Here is a 23,553-nt window from a genome sequence, read left to right on the forward strand (position 1 = left end):
GATTTTCCGGTCAGCCATTGAAGCGAGCGTCACCTTAGCAAACGGGCCGCACAGTCGCTAGAAAACAAAACGCCAGCACTCAGGCTGGCGTTTTGCGATATCGCGGGCAGATTAACGCGGCACGACTGGTTTGCGGGCCGGTTTGGGCCCCTTGCCTTTGGCCGCATCCTTGCGATCCTTGGCCGCCTGCTGGTTGCGGGCGAATGCCGCAGCCTTGGCCTGTTCACGCTTGTCCCACGGGTTGCCGCCATCGCTGGCGCGCGGTGGCAAGCCAGTGTGCTGGGTCAGGATCTTGGTGGTCTTCTCACCCGCAACTTTGTGGCTGCCAGCCGGCGTCGAGTTCTTGCGACGGGCGCTCTGGTAGCTGTCGGTCGCCGGCTGATGCAGCGGGATCAACTGGTTCTTGCCCGGCCCGATCAGGTCGGCGCGGCCCATGCGGGTCAGCGCTTCACGCAGCATCGGCCAGCCTTTAGGGTCGTGATAACGCAAGAACGCCTTGTGCAGACGACGCTGCTCTTCGCTCTTGACGATGGTCACGGCGTCACTCTTGTAAGTGACTTTGCGCAGCGGGTTCTTGCCCGAGTGGTACATCGCAGTAGCGGTGGCCATCGGTGACGGGTAGAACGCCTGCACCTGGTCGGCACGGAAGCCGTTGCCCTTGAGCCACAGGGCCAGGTTCATCATGTCTTCGTCGGTGGTACCCGGGTGAGCGGCGATGAAGTACGGAATCAGGTACTGCTCTTTCCCGGCTTCCTTGGAGTACTTCTCGAACATGCGCTTGAACTTGTCATAGCTGCCGATGCCCGGTTTCATCATCTGATTGAGCGGACCTTCCTCGGTGTGTTCCGGGGCGATCTTCAGGTAACCACCGACGTGGTGGGTCACCAGCTCTTTGACGTATTCCGGTGACTCGACTGCGAGGTCGTAGCGCAGACCGGAAGCGATCAGGATCTTCTTCACACCCGGCAAGGCACGGGCGCTGCGGTACAGCTGAATCAGCGACGAGTGATCGGTGTTCAGGTTCGGGCAAATGCCGGGGAACACGCACGAAGGCTTGCGGCACGCGGATTCGATTTCCGGGGTCTTGCAGGCGATGCGGTACATGTTCGCGGTCGGGCCGCCGAGGTCGGAAATGACACCGGTGAATCCGGGGACCTTGTCGCGGATCTCTTCGATTTCGCGAATGATCGACTCTTCGGAACGGTTCTGGATGATCCGGCCTTCGTGCTCGGTGATCGAGCAGAAGGTGCAGCCGCCGAAGCAGCCACGCATGATGTTCACCGAGAAGCGGATCATGTCGTAGGCAGGGATCTTTTCCTTGCCGTACGCCGGGTGCGGAATGCGCGCATAGGGCATGCCGAACACGTAGTCCATTTCTTCGGTGGTCATCGGAATCGGAGGCGGGTTGAACCAGACGTCGACTTCGCCGTGCTTTTGCACCAGCGCACGGGCGTTGCCCGGGTTGGTTTCCAGGTGAAGCACGCGGTTGGCGTGAGCATAAAGAACCGCGTCACCGCGGACTTTCTCAACCGATGGCAGACGAATCACGGTCTTGTCGCGAGTCATCTTCGGACTCGCCAGGATCTGCACGACCTTGGCTTCGCTCGGGTCTTCAACCGGGCCCTTTTCCTGCTCGATCGCACAGGCCTGGGTGTCCTGGGTGTTCACGTACGGGTTGATGATCTTGTCGATCTTGCCCGGACGGTCAATACGCGTGGAATCGATTTCGTACCAGTCTTTCGGGGTATCGCGACGGATGAACGCGGTACCGCGCACGTCGGTGATGTCTTCGATCTTGTGACCGTAGGACAGACGCTGGGCAACTTCGACGATCGCACGCTCGGCGTTGCCGTAGAGCAGGATGTCGGCGCAGGCGTCGATCAGGATCGAGTTGCGAACCCGGTCCTGCCAGTAATCGTAGTGGGCGATGCGACGCAGGGAGGCTTCGATGCCACCAAGAACGATCGGCACGTTCTTGTAGGCTTCCTTGCAACGCTGGCTGTAAACCAGGCTCGCGCGATCCGGACGTTTGCCCGCCATGCCGCCAGGGGTATAGGCGTCATCGGAGCGGATTTTCTTGTCGGCGGTGTAGCGGTTGATCATCGAGTCCATGTTGCCGGCCGCGACACCGAAGAACAGGTTCGGCTCGCCGAGCTTCATGAAGTCGTCTTTGGACTGCCAGTCTGGCTGGGCAATGATCCCGACGCGGAAGCCTTGCGACTCCAGCAGCCGGCCAATGATTGCCATGCCGAACGACGGATGGTCAACGTACGCATCACCGGTGACGATGATGATGTCGCATGAATCCCAGCCAAGCTGATCCATCTCCTCCCTGCTCATCGGCAGGAATGGCGCTGGACCGAAACATTCGGCCCAGTACTTGGGATAGTCAAATAACGGCTTGGCTGTTTGCATGACGATGACCGGTGTTGAGATGAAAAATCGCGGGCGCGGAATATAGCACAAAAAATAACCAATTCCGACAACAGCGGTCGGCTTTTACCCTCAGGCCTGCCCCCCTGACCGATACAGCACATTTCGCTGGGCAAAGGTCACTACATAGAGATTCTTCAAGCAAAAAACCCGCGAGTAATCTGGCGCTTCAATTATCAGACTGGCTTATCCAGAGCCACGGAGCGCCCTTGAACGATTCGACTTTACACAATACAGCCCCCGCACCTGCCCCTGCGGCCCTATCTGCTCACGCAAGTTTCATCCAGAGCAAGCTGCCTGGCTGGCTAGTCGAGGGATCCGCCGAACAACGCAAAACGTTTCGCGCTTGCCTGCTCAAAAGCAATGCCGCCAGGCAGGCGTTGGTCTCAGTCTTCGAGGATCTGAAAAACCCCGTGAACTTTGCCCGAACCTTGTTGAGCGAAAAGCTTACAGGGCACCTGGGATCGCTGGACGCTGAAAAATCCACACTGCTGCGCGAGTGGAAGAACTCCCATCTCCTGGGGCTGATCAAAACACATCATAAAACCACCGAACAAACGCTTGTAGACGCCGCTCTGCAGAACTTCGAACCTTCCGAAGCCCTGAGCGGTGGTTTTGAAGCGGGATCGGCCATCTATTTGTCCGGGTACGTCGAAAAGAAAAAAAGTGCTGTCAGCCCAGAAAACTTCGCCGGGGTTTGCCGCGAGCTGGACATTGGCATGCAGTACCAGAGACACATCAGCGAAATACTGGAACCTTCCGCGACTGCGGGAACAACCGCCACTCACTCGGCAAACCAGATAAAGGCCCTGATCAGGAACGACGATCAAAATACTTTTGAGGCGGCGATCCACATCGCCCTGATGAAGAAATCCATCAACAACGATCTTTACACGCTATTACTCGAACTGAAACACGCCGGCAGCCACAAGGACTTGATCTGCTCACAGCTGACACTGGACGGCATAGCCCTTCCGGGCATCGTGATACTTCGGGATAAATGGCCTCAGATCAAACACGTCCTTTACATTCCCGATGACCCCGATCACGCGATCAAACGATATGACTCATATAACGAGCTTCAAAAAGCCTTGGCAATCAAGCTGGACACACCCTCTTACCGCAAGTTCTTCAATCGCTTCATTTCGTTTGAGCGCCAGGGAACGCCGCTGACCACAGGCACTTTGTGGTCAGGCGAATCCCGCCTGAGTAATCCGTCTTTTGCCAAACCCTTAGTGCGTGTCGATATTGCCGGTGACATCTATGAAACGGCCTTCAAGCAACGCATTGCCCACCTGAAAGCTGATGCACGTGTGCTGGCGGTCCCCACGGCAGATGCCAACACCGCCGGCAGTTTGAAAAAACGTCAGGAGCTCGAGGCAGCAGGAGAGTCGCTGTTGGTTTTCGCCGCGTCCTTCATACCGGTCATCGGTGAAGTGATGCTGGCGGTAACAGCCTTGCGGTTACTCCATTCGGTCTATCACGGCGTCGCCGCCTGGAGTCGTGGCGATACCGATGAAGCGTTGAATGATCTGCTCGACGTCGCAGACGCCGCGGCCCTGGGCATCATCACGGCCGGCGCAATAAAAACCACCGGGATCGCCACTCATCTGGTGAGAATCAGGTTGAGCGACAATAGCGAACGACTCTGGCACCCCGATCTGACGCCCTACCGGAATACACTTCAACTTCCTGAAAACATCCATCCCAACGCTCAAGGCTTGTACAAACACAACGCAAAAACCTATGTAGCACTGGAAGACCATTTCTATGAAGTAAAGGTCGACATCGCCACCCAAAAGTGGGAGCTGCAACACCCTTCTGACCCAGACGGGTATGCACCACAGATGGTACAAAACGATGCCGCCGGATGGCGCCATCTACACGAGGACCCGCGCACTTGGGATGGGTTGAAACTGATCAGACGTCTTGGCCCTGTCGCACGCAATATCCGCCAAGAAGCCGTCGAGCCCATTCTGCTGGTCAGCGGACTAGACCGATTGGCTCTCATTGAACTTCATCTGAACACCCAACGTCCGCCCCCCCTGCTGACCGATGTGTTGAAGCGCTTTGATTTGAGGCAGGAAATAAATGATTTCAAGATAGAACGCAGCAAAGGTACTAAAACCGGCACTTACTCACCGTTCATCTTGATGCACCTGCTCACCACTCTGAGCGGCTGGCCAACCACTCGATACCTGACCGTAGTCGACGGGACTGAAACGCTCTTTGCTTTTGGTGACTCCGCCAATGCAACACTGCCAGAACTTAGATTGACCTACGCCCAAATCAGAAACGGCGTACTGACTGACGCTGTTGTCGAGAAGTTGGAAACTGAAGAGCTCAGTGAGCTGTTCAAAGGGCTGGCGCCATCCACTGCCTCTAACGCAGAGCGCCTGGCGCAGTGTCTCGAGATCAAACTTGCGGCAACAAAAGATCTGCTGTTTCCAAAAATTTATGCACTGACCGATCAACCGGAAAACTCGATACAGGAACACATTCGCACCCAGTATCCAGCGCTGCCAAAAAGCTATCTGCAACAAATGACACTCAGCCTCAGCACACTGGAAAAACAACAAATCGTGCGGGAACGGCAGTTGCTGCCACTCATGGAAAAGGAAGCAGCCGAATATTCCAAGGAAGTTGAAACAGCACGTACTTATGAGGGGCTTTATCTTGATTCGGCTCGCCCTCTCGACACCGACAAACTCATCCTCACGAACCTCAAGCACTTGCCTGACTGGTCCGACTCGGTGCACATCGAAATGCGTGATGCAACTCTCAACGGCACATTGCTGAGCAGCGTCGGCAGTGACACAGCCGTTCATCGCAGGGTTCTGGTTCGAGTAGGCGCGCAGTACAGGGCTTACGATGCTGCGGGAAATTCGCTTAATGGATTGGCCGACCTCTATACCTCGATCAAAGCAGCCCTGCCTGAAGCCGAGCGCTTTGCCATCGCCAATCGCTGGACTGACCGTGTCAAAACCGCGCTCAACAACGTCATGGAGCATTTACACAAACAACCTTTGGCTATTCGGGAAGCTGATGCGTCATGGGCTACCGAGCCCGTAACTCCAGGCTTGCCTCTTGATACCTATTTTGCCCGGCAAGAAACACCAACGAACCTGTCGCTGCGCGCAGATGGCGTTTATGAACAGCGCCCCGGACAAGGTGGCACGCACACGTATTACGTGCAGGAAAACCGCCTGTACTATCAAGTGCAATACGCCAAACCGGGCTGGCAAGTCATCGATGCGCGCAGCCCCTATCGAGCGTACAAGCCTTATGTGCGGAAAAAGGCTGGGGGTGGTTGGGAGATCGATACCGATAGCGGATTACCGGGCGGCACCCCGGGCGTTGGCTCGTCAAGGCACCTCGATATTCCGGAGGAGGCAAGCGGCAGCTATCACAGCGCCACCGAATACATCATGCCTGTGCCATTCACTGCCGCCGAACGAGAGCGAATGTCCAGCATCAGATCCTTTCAACAGGCCATCAACACACGCGGCAACTATGATCGCGCCAACAACGGCCGTTACCCCCTCAGGGACTTGAAAGGGCAACCGTTACGCATCAAAAAAATTCAGCAGCAGGCCAGATCGGCTGATGGCAGTACCCGCTACCAGGCCGCGGCAATCAAACCTTACATTCAATGGGAGGGCTTCGAAGACGTAGCCAACCTGTACGAAGAGAAACTGGCGCTACGTACATTCACCGCTGCCGACTGCAAGATGCCTGAGGAAAGGACCTTGATCGGACAAGACATGGTGAGCAACAAAAAACCGCTGGTTAAAGGAGAGATTCTTGGGGTCTATGGAGGAGGATTGATACCCGGTTATGTCGGTGTCGCCAGAAAGGACCCGTTCCTCATCGATGTACTGCCCGGGAAGCTGTTCACCCACGCCAGACCCTCTACCGTTCTGTTGTCTGGAGACAATGTACTGTCCCGAATGAATACTCTCTTCGAGTATGAACAGGGGAAGCCGGCACGACAGGCAACAACGGGTTACAACGTCGAAGCCGTGTCGTTTGATGTGGTGGTTCAAGCCCAAGGCGCAGGCACGGAAAAATACTTGCTGTACGCATTCTTTGCCATCGACGACATTCCCGTCGATAACGAACTGCGTTGGAACTATGGCTACACCGAGCAAGCGATCAGAGCCCTGTTCGCCTGAAACACAGCTATCAACCGGACCCCCTTGACGTTACTCGTCGTCGAAGTTGTAGCTGCCCGGCGCCAGGTTTTCGAAGCGGGTGTACTTACCGATGAACGCCAGTCTTGACGTGCCGATCGGGCCGTTCCGCTGTTTGCCGATGATGATCTCGGCGATGCCTTTGTGCTCGGTTTCCGGGTGATACACCTCGTCCCGGTACACGAACATGATCACGTCGGCATCCTGCTCGATCGCTCCGGATTCCCGGAGGTCGGAGTTGATCGGGCGTTTGTTCGGTCGTTGCTCCAGGGAGCGGTTGAGCTGGGACAGCGCCACCACCGGGCAGTTGAATTCCTTGGCCAGGGCCTTCAAGGAACGGGAGATCTCGGAAATCTCGTTGGTTCGGTTGTCGCCGCCAGAACCCGGGATCTGCATCAATTGCAGGTAGTCGATCATGATCAGGGCGATGTCGCCGTGTTCACGTACCAGACGCCGGGTCCGTGCGCGCATTTCCGACGGGCTGATACCGGCCGTATCGTCAATGAACAGCTTGCGATCATTGAGCAAGTTGACCGCCGATGTCAGGCGCGGCCAATCGTCGTCTTCCAGGCGACCGGCACGAACCTTGGTCTGGTCGATCCGGCCGAGGGACGACAACATACGCATGATCAGCGATTCGCCTGGCATCTCCAGCGAGTAGACCAATACGCATTTGTCACTGCGCAGCACGGCGTTTTCCACCAGGTTCATCGCAAAGGTGGTTTTACCCATGGATGGACGGCCGGCGACGATGATCAGGTCAGACGGTTGCAGGCCGCTGGTCATACCGTCGAGATCGGTGTAACCGGTGGACAGGCCGGTAATCGCGTTGTCGGTGTTGAACAAGGTGTCGATGCGGTCGATGGCCTTGGTCAACAGGTCATTCACGCTCACCGGGCCGCCGGTTTTTGGCCGGGCCTCGGCGATCTGGAAAATCTGCCGTTCGGCTTCGTCGAGAATCTCTTCAGCCGAGCGGCCTTCCGGGTTGAAAGCGCTGTCGGCGATTTCTGTGGCGATGCCGATCAACTGTCGCAACGTTGCCCGTGCACGGACGATCTGGGCATAAGCCTTAATGTTGGCGACGGACGGCGTGTTTTTTGCCAGTTCGCCAAGGTATCCGAGACCACCGACTTGCGAGGTCTGACCTTCCTTGTCCAATTGCTCGGCAAGGGTCACGACATCGATCGGGGAGTTCTGGTCGGCGAGCTTGGCGATCGCGCGGAAGATAAGGCGGTGGTCATGTCGATAGAAATCACCGTCCGACACCTGATCCAACACGCGTTCCCAGGCGTTGTTGTCCAGCATCAAACCACCGAGCACGGCCTGTTCGGCCTCGATGGAATGGGGCGGCACCTTCAGGGCAGCGGTTTGCAGGTCGTATTGCTCAGGAGCGGAGATATCGTTCATGGCCACTTGAATAGTTTTGTGAAAATCAGGAACTGCAGAAAGACAAAGGGCACGACCTGTAAACAGGATCGTGCCCGATGTTACCGGCAAGTACCCGAGGGTACCAGCCGACAAGTGCTGCTTAAGCTGCTACCACGACAACGCGTACGGTGGCTTCAACTTCGGCGTGCAGGTGCACGGCTACGTCGAATTCGCCTACGTTGCGGATAGTGCCGTTCGGCAGACGAACTTCGCTTTTTGCAACTTCAACGCCAGAGGCGGTCAGTGCATCAGCGATGTCGTGAGTACCGATCGAACCGAACAGCTTGCCTTCGTCGCCAGCGGTGGCAGTGATAGTCACTTCCAGCTCAGCCAGTTGGGCAGCGCGGCTTTCAGCCGAAGTTTTACGATCTGCTGCGGCTTTTTCCAGCTCAGCGCGACGCTCTTCGAACGCAGCCAGGTTGGCAGCGGTCGCAGCGGTAGCTTTGCCGTAAGGCAGCAGGTAGTTACGACCGTAGCCAGCCTTAACGTTCACTTTGTCACCCAGGTTGCCCAGGTTGGTGACTTTTTCCAGAAGGATCAGTTGCATGTGAAAATCCTCTTAACTTTTAACCTTCACCGTTCGCGCTATCGACGTCTTTCGGCGTCGAACGACCGCGAAAATCAATCAGGCTGTCGACGATGGCCAAGACCACCAGCAACGGATAGATCAGCTGCATGAACAGCAACAGCGTGACGTACAACCCCACCAGCCAGAACCTGGCCAGTCGCTTTTGCGCCACCAGCCCATGAATCAGGGCCAGCCCGGCGAACACCAGCGGTACACTGCACAACGGCGTCAACATGGCCATCTGCGGACCGATGTTCGGCCCCAGAAGCATGAACGCCAGCAGTAACATCGCCAGCCCCAGCGGGAATCGGATGGCGCGAAACTCGCGACCAAAACCACCCGGGTTGTACAACAACGCCTGCCAGTAGCGCCCGACAAGCAGGCTCAGCACACTGACGATTTGCAACAAAGCCGCAATCAGGCCGGTCAGGACCGGTGCGATCAGGGACGCAAATTGCGCTTGCTCGTCTACCGACAACTTCTGGTAGACATCACCGAGTAGCGACGGCATGACTTTTATCAAAGCCTGCGCCAGCATCTCGATTTGGGGAGCAAAAACTGTCCCCAGCACCACTGAAAACACCACTCCCATCGCTATGCTGACCAGCAGCACGCGGTTCCAGGACTCGCTTGCGCGCAAAACCAACGCAAGGCTCCAAGACCCCAGCAGCACCAGAAGTGCCCGTGGGTCATCGGAATAAAACCACCAGATCAACGCCGGCAGCAGTCCCAGAGCAAGAACGCCCAGGGCGTCCTTCAATCCGCGCCGCAGGAGCACAAGGCAACCCGCGGCAGCACCCAACCAATACAACAACGGCAACGTTGCGCATCCGGCCACTACCAGAGTGGCCTGCATACGGCCGCGCATGATGAACTCAGCTATGGCACGCATGCTTTCAATCCTTTGCTACGTGTCGACTGCCCGGTCTCAGCGGCCGTGGCTGTCGGTGTAGGCCAGCAGGGCCAGGAAGCGGGCGCGCTTGATAGCGGTGGCCAGCTGACGCTGATAACGTGCTTTGGTACCGGTGATACGGCTTGGAACGATTTTGCCGGTCTCGGATACATAAGCTTTCAGAGTGTTGAGATCTTTGTAATCGATCTCTTTCACGTCTTCAGCGGTGAAGCGGCAGAATTTACGACGACGGAAGAAACGTGCCATGTAATAGGCTCCTCAAAAGGTCCGTGGATTACTCGTCAGCGTTATCGCTGTTGTCGCTGTCATCACTATCAGCGCTTTCAGCGCCTTCGTGCTCAGGACGGTCGCGACGCTCACGGCGCTCACTGCGGTTTTCTTCAGCCTTGAGCATCTCGGATTGGCCGGTAACGGCTTCTTCGCGACGGATGACCAGGTTACGGATCACTGCATCGTTGTAGCGGAAGTTGTCTTCCAGCTCGGCCAGGGCCTTGCCAGTGCACTCAACGTTCAGCATCACGTAGTGAGCCTTGTGAACATTGTTGATTGCGTAGGCCAGTTGACGACGGCCCCAATCTTCCAGACGGTGGATTTTGCCGCCGTCTTCTTCGATCAGCTTGGTGTAACGCTCTACCATGCCGCCGACTTGCTCGCTTTGATCCGGGTGGACCAAAAAGATGATTTCGTAATGACGCATGAATGCTCCTTACGGGTTGTAGCCTGCCGCTCAAAAGCGGTCAGACAAGGAGTGAATGACACTTATGGACTTGCTTGCGATAGACACATGCGTGCCTGCCGTCACAGCAAGGGGCGCAATTGTAGAGAAGGGACGGAAGAGGCGCAAGGCAATTGGTGATTATTTGAACAACCACGACTAATTGCCCAAAACACAAACCACTGTGGGAGCTAGCCTGCTAGCGATGAGGAAATAACATTCAATATTGATGTTGAATGTGACTCCGCCATCGCTAGCAGGCTAGCTCCCACAGGAGGGTTTAGCGCTGGATCAGGACTTCTTGGCAGTTCCGGCAGCCTTGACACTGCGCTGGCGCCGGGCTTCGAACAGGCAGACGCCGGTTGCCACGGAAACGTTGAGGCTGCTGACGCTACCCGCCATCGGCAGGTGCACCAGGTAGTCGCAAAGATCGCGAGTCAGGCGACGCATGCCGCTGCCTTCAGCACCCATGATCAAGATGGTCGGGCCGGTCATGTCTTGCTGATACAGACTCTGCTCAGCCTCGCCCGCCGTACCGACGACCCACAAGCCGCGCTGCTTGAGCTTTTCCAGGGTGCGCGCCAGATTGGTCACCGCAACCAACGGAATCACTTCCGCCGCGCCGCAGGCCACTTTACGCACCGTCGGAGTCAACGTCGCCGACTTGTCCTTTGGAACGATCACCGCCAGTGCGCCCGCCGCATCGGCAGAACGCAGACAAGCGCCAAGGTTGTGCGGATCGGTCACGCCGTCGAGCACCAGCAACAGCGGCGCGCCTTCGGTGCGATCGAGCAGTTCGTCGAGCATCGCCTCGCCCCAGACCTGGCTCGGACTCACCTCTGCCACCACGCCCTGGTGCACGCCTTCAACCCAGGCATCCAGCTCACGGCGCTCGGCATTACCGACGGCCACACGATTTTCGCTCGCCAACTCGATCAGCGTCTGAACACGCGGATCACTGCGACCTTCGGCCAGCCAGATCTGCTTGACGCGTTTTGGGTGGTGACGCAGCAACGCTTCTACAGCGTGCACGCCGTAGATCTTTTCCAACTGACTCATGACTTGGCCTTCGGTTTACGCGCCCCGCCGCTTTTGGCGGCTGGAGCAGAACCCGCTTTTGGCGGGCCTTTACGGTGTTTGCTCGGTTTGGCTGGCTTGCCGCCGGGAGCCTTGTCAGGCGCCGACCGTCCGGTCTTTCCCCCAGACGCCGCTTTACCGCCGCTTTTCGCTTCAGACAGCAACGCCTGCTTCAATTCGCGGCTTTTGCGCAATTCGGCATTTTTCGCCGCGGCATCGCTCGGACGATAAGCTTCGACAGCCTTTTCCTTGGCAGGACGACGACCGGTTTTCGCCGGGGCCGGTTCTGCGGCTGTTTTTGCAGCAGGAGCAGCAGTTTCAGTCCCGCGCTTTTTGCGACCGATCGGCGCACTGATGGTCTTTTCAGCCATCTCGAAGTCGATCTTGCGTTCGTCGAGGTCGACGCGCATGACCCGCACTTCAACGGTATCGCCTAGACGGAAGCTGCGACCGGTACGCTCACCGGCCAGGCGATGGTGCACAGGATCGAAGTGGTAGTAATCGCCCGGCAGCGCGGTGACGTGCACCAGGCCTTCGACGTAGATATCGGTCAGCTCGACGAACAGGCCAAAACCGGTCACGGCAGTGATCACACCCGGGAACGACTCGCCCACACGGTCTTTCATGAACTCGCACTTGAGCCAGTTCACGACGTCGCGGGTCGCTTCGTCGGCACGGCGCTCGCTCATCGAGCACTGCTCGCCGAGCTGTTCCAGGATCGCTTCGTCGTACGGATAGATGCGCGCTTTCGGAATGGTCATCGCGCCGGCGCGGCGAACGTGCGGGGTGTCCATTTTCGAATGGATGACGCTGCGAATCGCCCGGTGCGTGAGCAAGTCCGGGTAGCGGCGGATCGGCGAGGTGAAGTGGGTATAGGCTTCGTAATTCAGGCCGAAGTGGCCCTGGTTATCGGCGCTGTACACCGCCTGGCTCAACGAACGCAGCATGACAGTCTGGATCAAATGGAAATCCGGACGGTCCTTGATGCTCGCCAGCAATGCCTGGTAATCCTTCGGCGACGGGCCGTCCTTGCCTTTGTGCAGGGACAGGCCGAGCTCGCCAAGGAAAGCGCGCAGCTTTTCCAGACGCTCCGGTGGCGGGCCATCGTGGACGCGGTACAGCGCAGGGATTTCGTGCTTTTTCAGGAATTCGGCGGTGGCCACGTTGGCCGCCAGCATGCATTCCTCGATCAGCTTGTGCGCGTCGTTACGAACGGTCGGACGGATTTCGGCAATCTTGCGCTCGGTCCCGAAGATGATCCGGGTTTCCTGCGTTTCGAAATCGATCGCACCACGCACGTGACGAGCGGCCAGCAGCACTTTGTACAGCGCGTAAAGCTGCTTGAGGTGCGGCAGAACGTCGTTGTACTCGCCACGGAGCTCACGCGCCTCGGTGAGTTTCGGCGTTTCCAGCATCGCGCTGACTTTGTTGTAGGTCAGGCGAGCGTGGGAGTGGATCACCGCTTCGTAGAAGCAGTAGTCGGTCATCTCGCCGGATTTGGAGATGGTCATCTCGCAAACCATGGCCAGGCGATCGACGTGCGGGTTCAGCGAGCACAGGCCGTTGGACAGCTGCTCAGGCAGCATAGGCACGACGCGCTCGGGGAAGTACACCGAGTTGCCACGAACCTGGGACTCGTTGTCCAGCGCCGAACCGATTTTCACGTAGCTGGAAACGTCGGCGATCGCCACGTACAACTTCCAGCCGCCGGAGAACAGGCGCAGCTTGCCCGGTTTGGCTTCGCAATAGACCGCATCATCGAAGTCACGCGCATCTTCGCCGTCGATGGTCACGAACGGCAGATGGCGCAGGTCGATGCGCTTCTCTTTGTCTTTCTCTTCGACTTCCGGCTTGAGCTTGGCGGCTTCTTTCAGCACAGCCTCAGGCCAGACGTGGGGAATATCGTACGTGCGCAGGGCAACGTCGATTTCCATGCCCGGCGCCATGTAGTTACCCACGACTTCAACCACGTCGCCTTGCGGCTGGAAGCGTGGCGTCGGCCAGTGAGTGATCTTCACTTCGACGAACTGACCGATCTGGGCGTTGGCGTTACGGCCCGGCGTCACCAGCACTTCTTGCTGGATCTTCGGATTGTCCGCAACAACAAAACCAATACCGCCCTCTTCGAAGTAACGGCCAACGATGGTCTCGTGGGCACGGGACACCACTTCGACGATCATGCCTTCGCGACGACCGCGACGGTCGAGACCGGAAACACGGGCAAGGGCACGATCGCCATCGAACACCAGACGCATTTGCGCCGGGCTCATGAACAGGTCGTCACTGCCGTCGTCCGGGACCAGGAAGCCGAAACCGTCACGGTGACCGCTGATGCGGCCCAGGATCAGGTCGAGCTTGTCCACCGGCGCATAGGTGCCGCGACGGGTATAGATGAGTTGAGCGTCGCGCTCCATGGCGCGCAGGCGGCGGCGCAGGGCTTCGATCTGGTCTTCTGTGGTCAGACCAAACTCTTCAACCAGCTGCTCGCGGTTAGCAGGCGAACCCCGATCAGCAAGATGCTGAAGGATCAGTTCGCGGCTAGGGATAGGGTTATCATATTTTTCCGCTTCACGAGCGGCCTCGGGATCGAGGGACTGCCAATCGGCCATTAGAGAGTTTTCACCTTGTCTATATGCGGGTTAGTTTGGCATAGGCGTAATGAAACGGGAAATTTCAGGCTGTGACAGCCCATCTAAAGCCCTATATCGACACCGAGAAGCTGAATTAAATGCCACTGGTAAAATTTTCCAGGTTTTTTCGACCTCAGGGGTTTACAGTTAAAAAGACGCTCCGTATAGTGCGCGCCATCGACGACGCAGACGCATTGCCGATAATGCCCAGATGGTGAAATTGGTAGACACGCCAGCTTCAGGTGCTGGTGACCGCAAGGTCGTGGAAGTTCGAGTCTTCTTCTGGGCACCAATTTCGAGCTTGAGATTAGATCAATTTCAAGGCTCATACAAAAACCCGCGAAAGCGGGTTTTTTGCATTCCAGGCCCCTGGATTATTAAAACTAAATCAGGGGTTTACAGATCAAAAAGCTCTCCGTATAGTGCGCCACATCAACAGCGGCGACGCTGAAGATAATGCCCAGATGGTGAAATTGGTAGACACGCCAGCTTCAGGTGCTGGTGACCGCAAGGTCGTGGAAGTTCGAGTCTTCTTCTGGGCACCAATTCAAATTTCAGAGTCGATCTGAAATTTCTCAAAAACCCGCGAAAGCGGGTTTTTGCGTTTCTGGCTTTCGAAAAACCGGCTGCACGCACGCACACTGGCGACGGAAGTCTGGGCACATACCGCGAATGTGGAGTTTGCGGCGGCGGCGCCTTATGCGGCGCTGTTGATTGTGGTGTCGGGTTTGCCGGTTTATCTACTTACTACCCGGATGTATTTGAGCCGCTGAGATTACCTTCGCGAGCAAGCCCGCTCCCACATTTGATCTGATGTGTTCACAAATCTTGTGCCCACCAACCATCACTTTGGGAGCGGGCTTGCTCGCGAAGAAACCAGCCCAATCAATACAAGTTTAAGCCCTGAACTGCCCCAGACTCGCCTTCAACTGCGCCGCCAACCCATCCAGCACCTTGCCGCTGGCCGTGGTTTCCACCACTGCTTGAGCCGCTTTCTCAGCCTGTGCATGAATGGTTTCAACCCGACCGCGCACCGCTTGCGCGCCTTGCGCCTGATGCGCCGCGGCCTGCGTTGCCAGACCAATCGCCGCATGCACCTGCTCGACCGACGCCTGCACCGATTGCTGCAACCGCGCACTGTCACGCAGCACCAGCAAACCTTCGCTGGCTTGGCGCCCGGCCTGACCGATCGCTGCCACCGCTTCACGCGCCCCCTTTTGCAAGGCAACGATGTGCGCCTGAATGTCGCCAGTGGAGCTCTGCGTCTTGCTCGCCAGCGCTCGCACCTCGTCAGCGACCACGGCAAACCCGCGACCAGTCTCGCCCGCACGCGCCGCTTCGATGGCCGCGTTCAGCGCCAGCAGGTTGGTTTGCTCGGCGATCCCGTGAATCACCGTCAACACCACTTCAATCTGCTCACTCTGCTGTGCCAGTCGTTCGATGACTTTCGCCCCGGTGTCGACCTGCCCGGCCAACGCCTCGATCAGGCCGCCGACTTTCGCCGAGGTCCGCGTGTTTTCATCCGTGGCCGAACGAATATCCACCACTTGCTGCAAGGCCGCCTGCATGGCATGACTTTCAGACTGGGCTTCGTCAGCCATTTGCGACAACGCACGCAGGCTCTCGGCCACTTCATCGCGCTGCATGCCCGCCGCTTTGTCGGCCCCGGCATTGCGTAAAGTCATGGCGCCGATTTCCACGCCGGTACGCTGAGCTACATCGCCCGCTTCGCGCACGATCGGCTGCAACTTATCCACAAAGCGATTGACCGCCGAAGCCATGTCGCCGATTTCGTCCTTACTGTTGATCTGTACTCGCTTGGTCAGGTCGCCCTCGCCCGCCGCCAGGTCATCCATGGCCGCAATCAGCAGCTTCAGGCGATTGACCACGCGACGACCCAGCACCACGGCCAGCAACAGCAATACGCCGAAGCCCACCACCGCCAGGCCCATGCCGATGCGCCAGCGCAAGGTGCCCGCTGCTTCCTGCACGGTGCTGGTGGTGTTGGCCTGCATCTCTGAAGCCGTGGACTGCGCCGACTTCAGGCGCGCGCCCATCGCTGCCGCACTGTCAGCCGCCGCGCCTTTGAGACTGTCGCCTACCAATTGATCACTGCTGGCGATCAGCGCCGAGAAGCGCTTGTCGAGGGCTGCCAGATCGACTTCCACGGAAGCAGTGGAGACGCCCATCAAGACCTTGCCGATTTCCACGCCATTGGGGCTGATGGAGGCTTCGAGGTAGTAGACCGACGGATCGTTCTTCGCCGCATCCAGCACTTTGTCCAATGCGCGCTCGCCCTGGCCTTTCTCCAGCAGCGCTTTGTTGATCGGGTTCTCGCGGTTCAGGTAGCGCGTCAGGTGCTGGCCGGTAGCGTCGTCGTAGATTACGAACAGCACGTTGGGATTGCGCTGTGCCCGGCGGGCGAATTCGGACAGGGTTGGAACGTCGCTGTCCCACATGGCCCGAGGTGCGACCGAAGCCAGAAGCTGCGCCATATCGTTGGCGGAGTCCTTCAGATCCTTCTCCAGCGTCGCACGCAGCTGTGCTTGTTCGTCCTTCAATCGCGAGGACAAACCCGTCGCAAGACGCTGACGCGTGCTGGTAGAAAGGCTATCGAGGCTCGACGTGACTTCACGCCCCGCCTGCTCAAGTTCCCCGGAAAGTTTTTGACTGTCGGCACCCAGGCGCACACCCAGATCGGCTTCGAGCGCGGTCACTGTGCTCCGAGTCAGAGCGACAGCTACAAGCACTTGCACCAAAAGGGCGATACCCAGGGTAACGAACACAGGCCGCAATAGACGGCTTTGTAACAGTGAGAGAATGGCTGACACTTAAAATCCCTCTGCTTGGCGCCATTAAATTGATGGCGCACTGGAAGCGATGCTTTTAATCAACATCACAGCAAAGGTCGTGCCGTCCGACAGACAGATACGACAAAGGCCCCAAATGAGGGACCTTTGTGTTTTACATCAACGACTTATTAAGCGAACGGATGACGCAAAACGATGGTTTCGTTGCGGTCCGGGCCCGTCGAAATAATGTCGATCGGCGCACCGATCAGTTCTTCAACGCGCTTGATGTAAGCACGGGCGTTAGCTGGCAGCTCTTCCATGGTTTTGGCACCCACAGTCGATTCGGTCCAGCCCGGCACTTCTTCGTACACAGGCTGCAGGCCCACGTAGCTGTCAGCATCAGTCGGGGCAACGGCATTGCCTTGCGCATCTTTGTAGCCGACGCAGATGTTGATGGTTTCGAGGCCGTCGAGCACGTCGAGCTTGGTCAGGCAGATGCCCGAGATGCTGTTCACATCGATGGCACGACGCAGGATAACGGCGTCGAACCAGCCGCAACGACGGGCACGGCCGGTGGTAGCACCGAACTCGTGACCTTGTTTGGCCAGGTGAGCACCCACTTCATCAAACAGCTCAGTCGGGAATGGACCCGAACCTACGCGAGTGGTGTAAGCCTTGGTGATGCCCAGGATGTAATCCAGGAACATCGGACCAACGCCCGAACCGGTCGCCACGCCACCTGCGGTGGTGTTGGAGCTGGTCACGTACGGATAGGTACCGTGGTCGATGTCGAGCAACGAACCTTGGGCGCCTTCGAACATGATGTCTTTGCCGGCGCGACGCAGGTCGTGCAGCTCGGCGGTCACGTCCAGCATCAGCGGCTTGAGCAGCTCAGCGTATTCCTTGCACTCGGCCAGGGTTTTTTCGAACTCGATGGCAGGCTCTTTGTAATAACCGACCAGCATGAAGTTGTGGTAGTCCACCAGTTCACGCAGTTTGTCTTCAAAGCGCGGCATGTTGAGCAGGTCACCCACACGCAGGCCACGACGTGCAACCTTGTCTTCGTACGCCGGGCCGATGCCGCGACCGGTCGTACCGATCTTCAGTTCGCCACGGGCCTTTTCACGGGCCTGGTCCAGCGCTACGTGGAAGGACAGGATCAGCGGGCAGGACGGGCTGATACGCAGGCGCTCGCGCACCGGTACGCCTTTCTCTTCCAGCTTGATGATTTCCCGCAGCAAGGCGTCGGGTGCAACCACCACGCCGTTGCCGATCAGACACTGCACGCCTTCGCGCAGCACGCCCGACGGAATCAGGTGCAAGACGGTTTTTTCGCCGTCGATCACCAGGGTGTGACCAGCGTTGTGGCCACCCTGGTAGCGCACTACGGCGGCAGCATGTTCGGTCAGCAGATCAACGATCTTGCCTTTGCCCTCATCACCCCATTGGGTGCCCAGGACTACGACATTCTTACCCATAACACTTGTCCTCATTCGCGCAAACTTGGTGCCGGCGGCAGCCGGCAGGAAAACTCAAGAAGCCAGTGGCGATACTTGCCAAAGCCCGTTCTGCTGAATCAATTGCCGGTCGCAGTCCGCTTCACGGGCGGCGGCCAAAGGTTGTCCAGGCAACGCCTGAACGACACGCTGACCCTCACTGCGCAACTGGCAAACCCGCTGCCAGAGAGCGGCATCCGTACTGTCAGGCATCCAGATACCGCCAGACGGTAACTCGATCTCAGCACGCCCCAGGGTCACCAGGGTTTTCAAATCGGTAGAGAAGCCGGTTGCCGGACGGGCGCGACCGAAGTCGGCACCGATGTCGTCGTAACGCCCCCCCTGAGCAATGGACTGGCCAACACCCGGTACGAATACAGCGAACACCACACCGGTGTGGTAGTGGTAGCCGCGCAACTCGCCCAGGTCGAAATACAACGGCAACTCAGGGAAACGCGTGGACAGACGCTCGGCAATCGCCAGCAAGTCATCCAGAGCCGCCAATACTGGCGCCGGCGCATTCGCCAGGCGCTCGCGGGCAGCGCTCAATACTTCACGGCCGCCACACAGATCGACCAGCGCCCGCAGCATGCCCGACAGATCGGCAGGCAGGCCTTCGGTCAAGGTAATGACCTCGTCGATGGCCTTGCGTTGCAACGCGTCGAACAACTGTTGCTCGACTTCACCGGACAAACCGGCGGCGCGAGCCAGGCCGCGGTAGATACCCACATGACCGAGGTCCATGTGCACATCCGGCACATCGGCCAGTTGCAGCATAGCCAACATCAGGCTGATGACTTCCACGTCGCTGCTCGGGCTGGCATCGCCGTACAACTCGGCGCCCAGCTGGATCGGGCTGCGCGAGGAAGACAAGGCGCGCGGCTGAGCGTGCAGCACGCTACCGGCATAACACAGACGGCTCGGGCCTTCGCGACGCAAGGTGTGCGCATCGATACGCGCCACTTGCGGCGTGATGTCGGCACGGAAACCCATCTGCCGGCCCGATTGCGGGTCGATGACCTTGAAGGTACGCAGATCGAGGTCCTGGCCCGCGCCGGTCAGCAGGGATTCCAGGTACTCGATATGGGGAGTCACGACAAACTCGTAACCCCAGCTCTGGAACAGATCCAACACCTGACGACGCGCGACTTCAATGCGCGCCGCTTCTGGTGGCAGTACTTCTTCGATGCCATCTGGCAGCAGCCAGCGGTCTACCGTTGCCATTACGCCATTCCCCTATGATCCGGGCGGCAAGCCTTTGGGCGAGCCTTGAGTGAAGCAGAAAATGATCGGCTCATGCGCAAAAAACGCGCATGAACAACGCGGCGAAAAGCCTGAAATCGGCTTCACCAACCACTTTCCTCGAAAAACCTGTCGAGTCATTCAACTCGCACGCCTGCATAAAAACAGCAATCAAACGTGCAGACGCAAAAAAGCCGGGAATTTCCCGGCTGCCGCATCATACACACGTTTTCCCAAAGGATCACCCCGCCCGAGGTGTTAGCCGCCAGGCGGGGGATGATTCAGGTCAACGTTGTATCAAGGCTTGGCTTTTTCCAGGTAACGGAAGAAGTCGCTGCTTGGGTCCAGGACCATGACGTCGGATTTGTTCGCGAAGCTTTCACGGTAGGCACGCAGGCTACGGTAGAAACCGTAGAACTCCTGGTCCTGGCCGTAGGCCTTGGAGTAGATCGCAGCGGCCTGGGCATCACCATCACCGCGAACCTCTTCAGATTCACGATAGGCTTCAGCCAGCAACACGCGGCGCTGACGATCAGCGTCGGCACGAATGCCTTCTGACAGCTCGTTACCCTTGGCGCGGTGCTCGCGAGCTTCACGCTCACGCTCGGAACTCATGCGTTCGAACACGCTGCGGTTCACTTCTTTCGGCAGATCAATGGCCTTGACCCGAACATCGACAACTTCGATGCCCAGCTCTTTTTCCGCCATCTTGTTCAGCGAAGCCGTGATATCGGTCATCAGCGCATCGCGCTCACCGGACACCACTTCATGCAGCGTGCGCTTACCGAACTGGTCACGCAGGCCCGACTCCAGACGACGGGAAAGACGCTCGTCGGCAATCTGCTTGAGGCCGGAAGTCGCGGTGTAGAAGCGCTCGGCATCTTTCACGCGCCACTTGGCGTAGGCATCGACCATCACGGCTTTCTTTTCCAGCGTCAGGAAGCGCTGTGTCGGTGCATCCAGTGTCATCAGGCGTGCGTCGAATTTGCGCACCTGGTTAACGTAAGGCACTTTCACATGCAGACCTGGCTGAACATCAGCCTGGACCACGCGACCGAACTGCAGCAGCACCGCACGCTCGGTCTGAGCCACGATGTAGAAGCAGTTCCAGGCAGCGATCGCCACGACGACGCCGACAATAAGGGCGATCAGCGATTTATTGCTCATCAGCGACTCTCCCTGGTACGTGCTGGCTGTTGCTGCAGATCGGCTGCCGCACGCGCATTCGCTTCATTGCTGCTGGCTGCCGCACCGGTCACCGAAGTGCTGGTGTTGCGACCACTTTCGACCATCTTGTCCAGCGGCAAGTACAGCAGATTGCTCTGGCCATTCTTGTTGCCGGTCACGAGAACCTTGCTGGTGTTGCTGAAGACTTCCTGCATGGTGTCCAGGTACAGACGCTCACGGGTGACTTCAGGTGCCTTGCGGTATTCGGCCACCAGTTTGGTGAAGCGATCGGCCTCACCCTTGGCGCGCGAGACGGTTTCGTCACGGTAACCATTGGCATCTTCGATGATGCGCTGGGCCTGACCACGGGCTTCCGGCACGACGCCGTTGGCATAGGTTTCAGCCTGGTTGCGCGAACGCTGCTCGTCTTCACGGGCGCGGATCACGTCATCAAAGGCTTCCTGTACTTCACGCGGTGCGGCTGCGCTCTGTACGTTGACCTGGGTGACGGTGATGCCGGTGCGATAGGTATCCATGAAGCGTTGCAGACGCTCCTTGATTTCGCTGGCCATCAATTCACGACCTTCGGTCAGCACCTGATCCATCGCGGTGGAACCCACCACGTGGCGCAAGGCACTTTCGGTCGCGTGCTGAAGGCTGATTTCCGGCTGATCAACGCTCAGCACGAAGTCCTGCAGGTTGCTGATCTTGTACTGCACGGTCAGCGGCACTTCGACGATGTTCTCGTCTTCAGTGAGCATTTGACCCTGCTTGGTATAGGCACGCTCACGCGTGACGTTTTCCAGGTACTTGCGATCGAGCGGCGGGAAATAGATGTTCAGACCCGGGCCGACAGTTTCGTAGTACTTGCCGAAGCGCAGCACCACGGCTTGCTCCTGCTCGTCGACGACGTAGACCGCGCTGTACAACCATACGGCCGCCAACACGACCAGGCCGATGCCGAGCAGACCGCCGAAGCCGCTACTCCTGCCCGAACCGCCCCCGTCATCACCGCGTTTCTTACCACCACCGAACAACCCGTTCAGGCTTTCCTGCAGCTTTCGGAAGGCCTCGTCGAGATCCGGTGGTCCCTTGCGGTCGCCGTTATTGCGGCGCTTGCCACCCCAAGGATCCTGATTATTCGAGTTGCCACCCGGCTCATTCCAAGCCATAGCGCTCTCCATCTGATAAAGCAAAGACGCACCCACGGCGCGCCGACCAATGCTACAGAATGCCTGTCACCGCGGCACAACCGCTTTTTCAGGCTTTTATTGCAAAGTGTGTTGTTCGAGGAATTCCATCGGTTGCAGACCTTCGCGACTCACCAGTCGATTCAACTCAACCCGTGGCAAGCGAACGGCCAGCAGGCTGATGCCTTCTTCGTCGTGTTCTTCTTTCTGCACCGCACCGAGTTCGAAAAACTGCGCACGCAGTCGAGCAAAACGTTGCGGCAAACGCAAGGTGCCAACAAACAAATCACCGCCCAGCAACTCGGCAATGGCTTGCTCAAGCAATTCCAGACCACTGCCATCACGCGCCGATAGCCAGACCCGTTGGGGCTTGCCGTTTTCGTCGCGCTGGATTTGTGGCTCAACGCCTTCAAGCAAATCGAGTTTGTTATAGACCTCGAGGATCGGCAAGTCCTGGGCACCGATCTCGCCCAGCACCACCATCACTTGCTCGATCTGCAACATGCGATCCGGTTCGGCCGCATCGATCACGTGCAACAGCAAATCTGAGTTGCTCGACTCTTCGAGCGTAGACCGAAATGCCTCAACCAGTTTGTGGGGCAAGTGGCGTATGAAACCCACCGTATCGGCCAGGACAATCGGCCCCAGGTCGTCGAGTTCCAGACGGCGCAAGGTCGGGTCCAGCGTGGCAAACAACTGGTCAGCCGCGTACACGTCGGATTTCGTCACGTTATTGAAGAGCGTGGATTTGCCGGCGTTGGTATAGCCCACAAGGGACACGGTAGGAATATCCGCACGCGAACGGCCGCGTCGCGACTGTTCGCGCTGACTGCGCACTTTTTCCAGTCGGCCCTTGATCTGTCGCAGGCGTACCCGCAGCAAACGGCGGTCGGTTTCCAGCTGGGTTTCACCCGGGCCACGCATACCGATACCGCCACCCTGACGCTCAAGGTGGGTCCAGCCACGAACCAGCCGGGTGCTCATGTGGTCAAGCTGGGCCAGTTCTACCTGGAGCTTGCCTTCATGGGTACGGGCGCGTTGGGCGAAAATATCGAGAATCAGACCGGTACGGTCGATCACGCGACACTCGAAAACACGTTCGAGGTTACGTTCCTGACTGGGCGTGAGGATGTGATTGAAAATCACCAGATCGGCCTCTTCGGCCTTGACCAGGTCGCGCAGCTCCTCGACCTTGCCGCTGCCAATCAGGAATTTGGCGGTTGGCCGATGACGCGGCACGTTAAAAAACGCAACGGTCTCGGCGCCGGCCGAATTAGCCAACTCCTGAAACTCCTGCGGATCTTCGCGCGCCTCAGGGTCCTGTCCATCCAAGTGAACGAGGATCACTCGCTCACCACCACCGTGGCGCTCAAAGAACAAAGGAGACTCCTATCAGGCGTTACCTGGCTCAGCGTCACCCGCTTCGGATTCGGTTGCGCTAGGCAGACGAATTGGACGAACCGGCACCACTGTAGAGATAGCGTGTTTGTAAACCATCTGGCTGACGGTGTTTTTCAGCAGGATAACGAACTGGTCGAAAGACTCGATCGTGCCTTGCAGCTTGATCCCGTTGACCAGGTAGATGGAAACCCCCACTTTCTCTTTACGTAAAGTATTCAAGTAAGGGTCTTGTAGCGAATGCCCTTTTGACATGTGCCGCACTCCTTTAAGGATTCAATATAAAAAATAGGTAAACAGATGGCTTGGGG

Annotated in this window: 16 protein-coding genes, 2 tRNA genes and 1 pseudogene; 4 read left to right on the top strand and 15 right to left on the bottom strand. The window is 58.0% G+C overall.

Going from position 1 to position 23,553, the window contains the following annotated elements:
- Positions 1-111: 111 nt before the first annotated feature.
- On the bottom strand, positions 112-2,415 hold the full coding sequence (locus tag PFAS1_RS08465) for a YgiQ family radical SAM protein (protein WP_074873229.1): 2,304 nt from the start codon (positions 2,413-2,415) through the stop codon (positions 112-114).
- Between the two features lie 227 nt (positions 2,416-2,642).
- Here PFAS1_RS08465 and PFAS1_RS08470 point away from each other — a divergent pair, with 227 nt between their 5' ends.
- The gene (locus PFAS1_RS08470) at positions 2,643-6,608 is read left to right on the top strand and encodes a dermonecrotic toxin domain-containing protein (RefSeq protein WP_076028854.1); all 3,966 of its coding nucleotides are present in this window, start codon (positions 2,643-2,645) and stop codon (positions 6,606-6,608) included.
- A gap of 30 nt (positions 6,609-6,638) precedes the next feature.
- On the opposite strand, the gene dnaB is transcribed toward PFAS1_RS08470, so the two are convergent.
- The 7 genes from dnaB to rnr form a co-directional block, all read right to left on the bottom strand.
- Entirely contained in the window at positions 6,639-8,033 is a 1,395-nt protein-coding gene (gene dnaB / locus PFAS1_RS08475) for a replicative DNA helicase (protein ID WP_033055553.1), read from the bottom strand.
- Between the two features lie 121 nt (positions 8,034-8,154).
- The gene (gene rplI / locus PFAS1_RS08480; RefSeq protein WP_003197251.1) at positions 8,155-8,601 is read right to left on the bottom strand and encodes a 50S ribosomal protein L9; all 447 of its coding nucleotides are present in this window, start codon (positions 8,599-8,601) and stop codon (positions 8,155-8,157) included.
- 19 nt (positions 8,602-8,620) lie between these two features.
- Positions 8,621-9,514, bottom strand: a complete 894-nt coding sequence (locus PFAS1_RS08485) for a YybS family protein (protein WP_074873225.1) — start codon at positions 9,512-9,514, stop codon at positions 8,621-8,623.
- A gap of 36 nt (positions 9,515-9,550) precedes the next feature.
- Entirely contained in the window at positions 9,551-9,781 is a 231-nt protein-coding gene (gene rpsR / locus PFAS1_RS08490; RefSeq protein ID WP_002551829.1) for a 30S ribosomal protein S18, read from the bottom strand.
- A gap of 28 nt (positions 9,782-9,809) precedes the next feature.
- Positions 9,810-10,232: a 30S ribosomal protein S6 gene (rpsF, locus tag PFAS1_RS08495; protein WP_003217491.1), complete on the bottom strand. Its 423-nt coding sequence runs from the start codon at positions 10,230-10,232 to the stop codon at positions 9,810-9,812.
- Positions 10,233-10,541: 309 nt separating this feature from the next.
- Entirely contained in the window at positions 10,542-11,309 is a 768-nt protein-coding gene (gene rlmB / locus PFAS1_RS08500; protein WP_074873222.1) for a 23S rRNA (guanosine(2251)-2'-O)-methyltransferase RlmB, read from the bottom strand.
- On the bottom strand, positions 11,306-13,936 hold the full coding sequence (gene rnr / locus PFAS1_RS08505) for a ribonuclease R (protein WP_074873219.1): 2,631 nt from the start codon (positions 13,934-13,936) through the stop codon (positions 11,306-11,308). Before rnr ends, rlmB begins: the two co-directional genes overlap by 4 nt.
- A 226-nt stretch (positions 13,937-14,162) precedes the next feature.
- On the opposite strand from rnr, the gene PFAS1_RS08510 reads away from it, so the two are divergent.
- The 3 genes and pseudogenes from PFAS1_RS08510 to PFAS1_RS29440 form a co-directional block, all read left to right on the top strand.
- Positions 14,163-14,249: transfer RNA gene (locus PFAS1_RS08510), tRNA-Leu, on the top strand.
- A 166-nt stretch (positions 14,250-14,415) separates the two neighbouring features.
- A tRNA-Leu gene (locus tag PFAS1_RS08515) sits at positions 14,416-14,502 on the top strand.
- 93 nt (positions 14,503-14,595) lie between these two features.
- Positions 14,596-14,730: pseudogene (locus PFAS1_RS29440) on the top strand (hypothetical protein); the annotation flags it as partial.
- A 123-nt stretch (positions 14,731-14,853) separates the two neighbouring features.
- Here PFAS1_RS29440 and PFAS1_RS08520 read toward each other — a convergent pair.
- The 7 genes from PFAS1_RS08520 to hfq form a co-directional block, all read right to left on the bottom strand.
- Complete coding sequence (locus PFAS1_RS08520; RefSeq protein WP_076028855.1) at positions 14,854-16,788, bottom strand: methyl-accepting chemotaxis protein; 1,935 nt, start codon at positions 16,786-16,788, stop codon at positions 14,854-14,856.
- A gap of 149 nt (positions 16,789-16,937) precedes the next feature.
- Positions 16,938-18,227 (bottom strand): adenylosuccinate synthase, encoded by a 1,290-nt coding sequence (locus tag PFAS1_RS08525; RefSeq protein ID WP_074873214.1) that lies wholly within the window; start codon positions 18,225-18,227, stop codon positions 16,938-16,940.
- Positions 18,228-18,281: 54 nt separating this feature from the next.
- Positions 18,282-19,469 carry an ATP phosphoribosyltransferase regulatory subunit gene (locus tag PFAS1_RS08530; protein ID WP_076028856.1) on the bottom strand — a complete coding sequence of 396 codons (1,188 nt, stop codon included), beginning with the start codon at positions 19,467-19,469 and terminating at the stop codon, positions 18,282-18,284.
- A gap of 315 nt (positions 19,470-19,784) precedes the next feature.
- Positions 19,785-20,654 carry a protease modulator HflC gene (gene hflC, locus PFAS1_RS08535; RefSeq protein WP_056746351.1) on the bottom strand — a complete coding sequence of 290 codons (870 nt, stop codon included), beginning with the start codon at positions 20,652-20,654 and terminating at the stop codon, positions 19,785-19,787.
- Complete coding sequence (gene hflK, locus PFAS1_RS08540; protein WP_074873211.1) at positions 20,654-21,826, bottom strand: FtsH protease activity modulator HflK; 1,173 nt, start codon at positions 21,824-21,826, stop codon at positions 20,654-20,656. Before hflK ends, hflC begins: the two co-directional genes overlap by 1 nt.
- A 96-nt stretch (positions 21,827-21,922) precedes the next feature.
- Positions 21,923-23,224 carry a ribosome rescue GTPase HflX gene (gene hflX / locus PFAS1_RS08545; protein WP_076028857.1) on the bottom strand — a complete coding sequence of 434 codons (1,302 nt, stop codon included), beginning with the start codon at positions 23,222-23,224 and terminating at the stop codon, positions 21,923-21,925.
- 12 nt (positions 23,225-23,236) lie between these two features.
- Positions 23,237-23,497, bottom strand: a complete 261-nt coding sequence (hfq, locus tag PFAS1_RS08550; protein WP_007902656.1) for an RNA chaperone Hfq — start codon at positions 23,495-23,497, stop codon at positions 23,237-23,239.
- Positions 23,498-23,553 lie beyond the last annotated feature (56 nt).

The sequence above is a fragment of the Pseudomonas frederiksbergensis genome (assembly GCF_001952935.1).
Classification (GTDB): Bacteria; Pseudomonadota; Gammaproteobacteria; order Pseudomonadales; family Pseudomonadaceae; genus Aquipseudomonas; species Aquipseudomonas frederiksbergensis.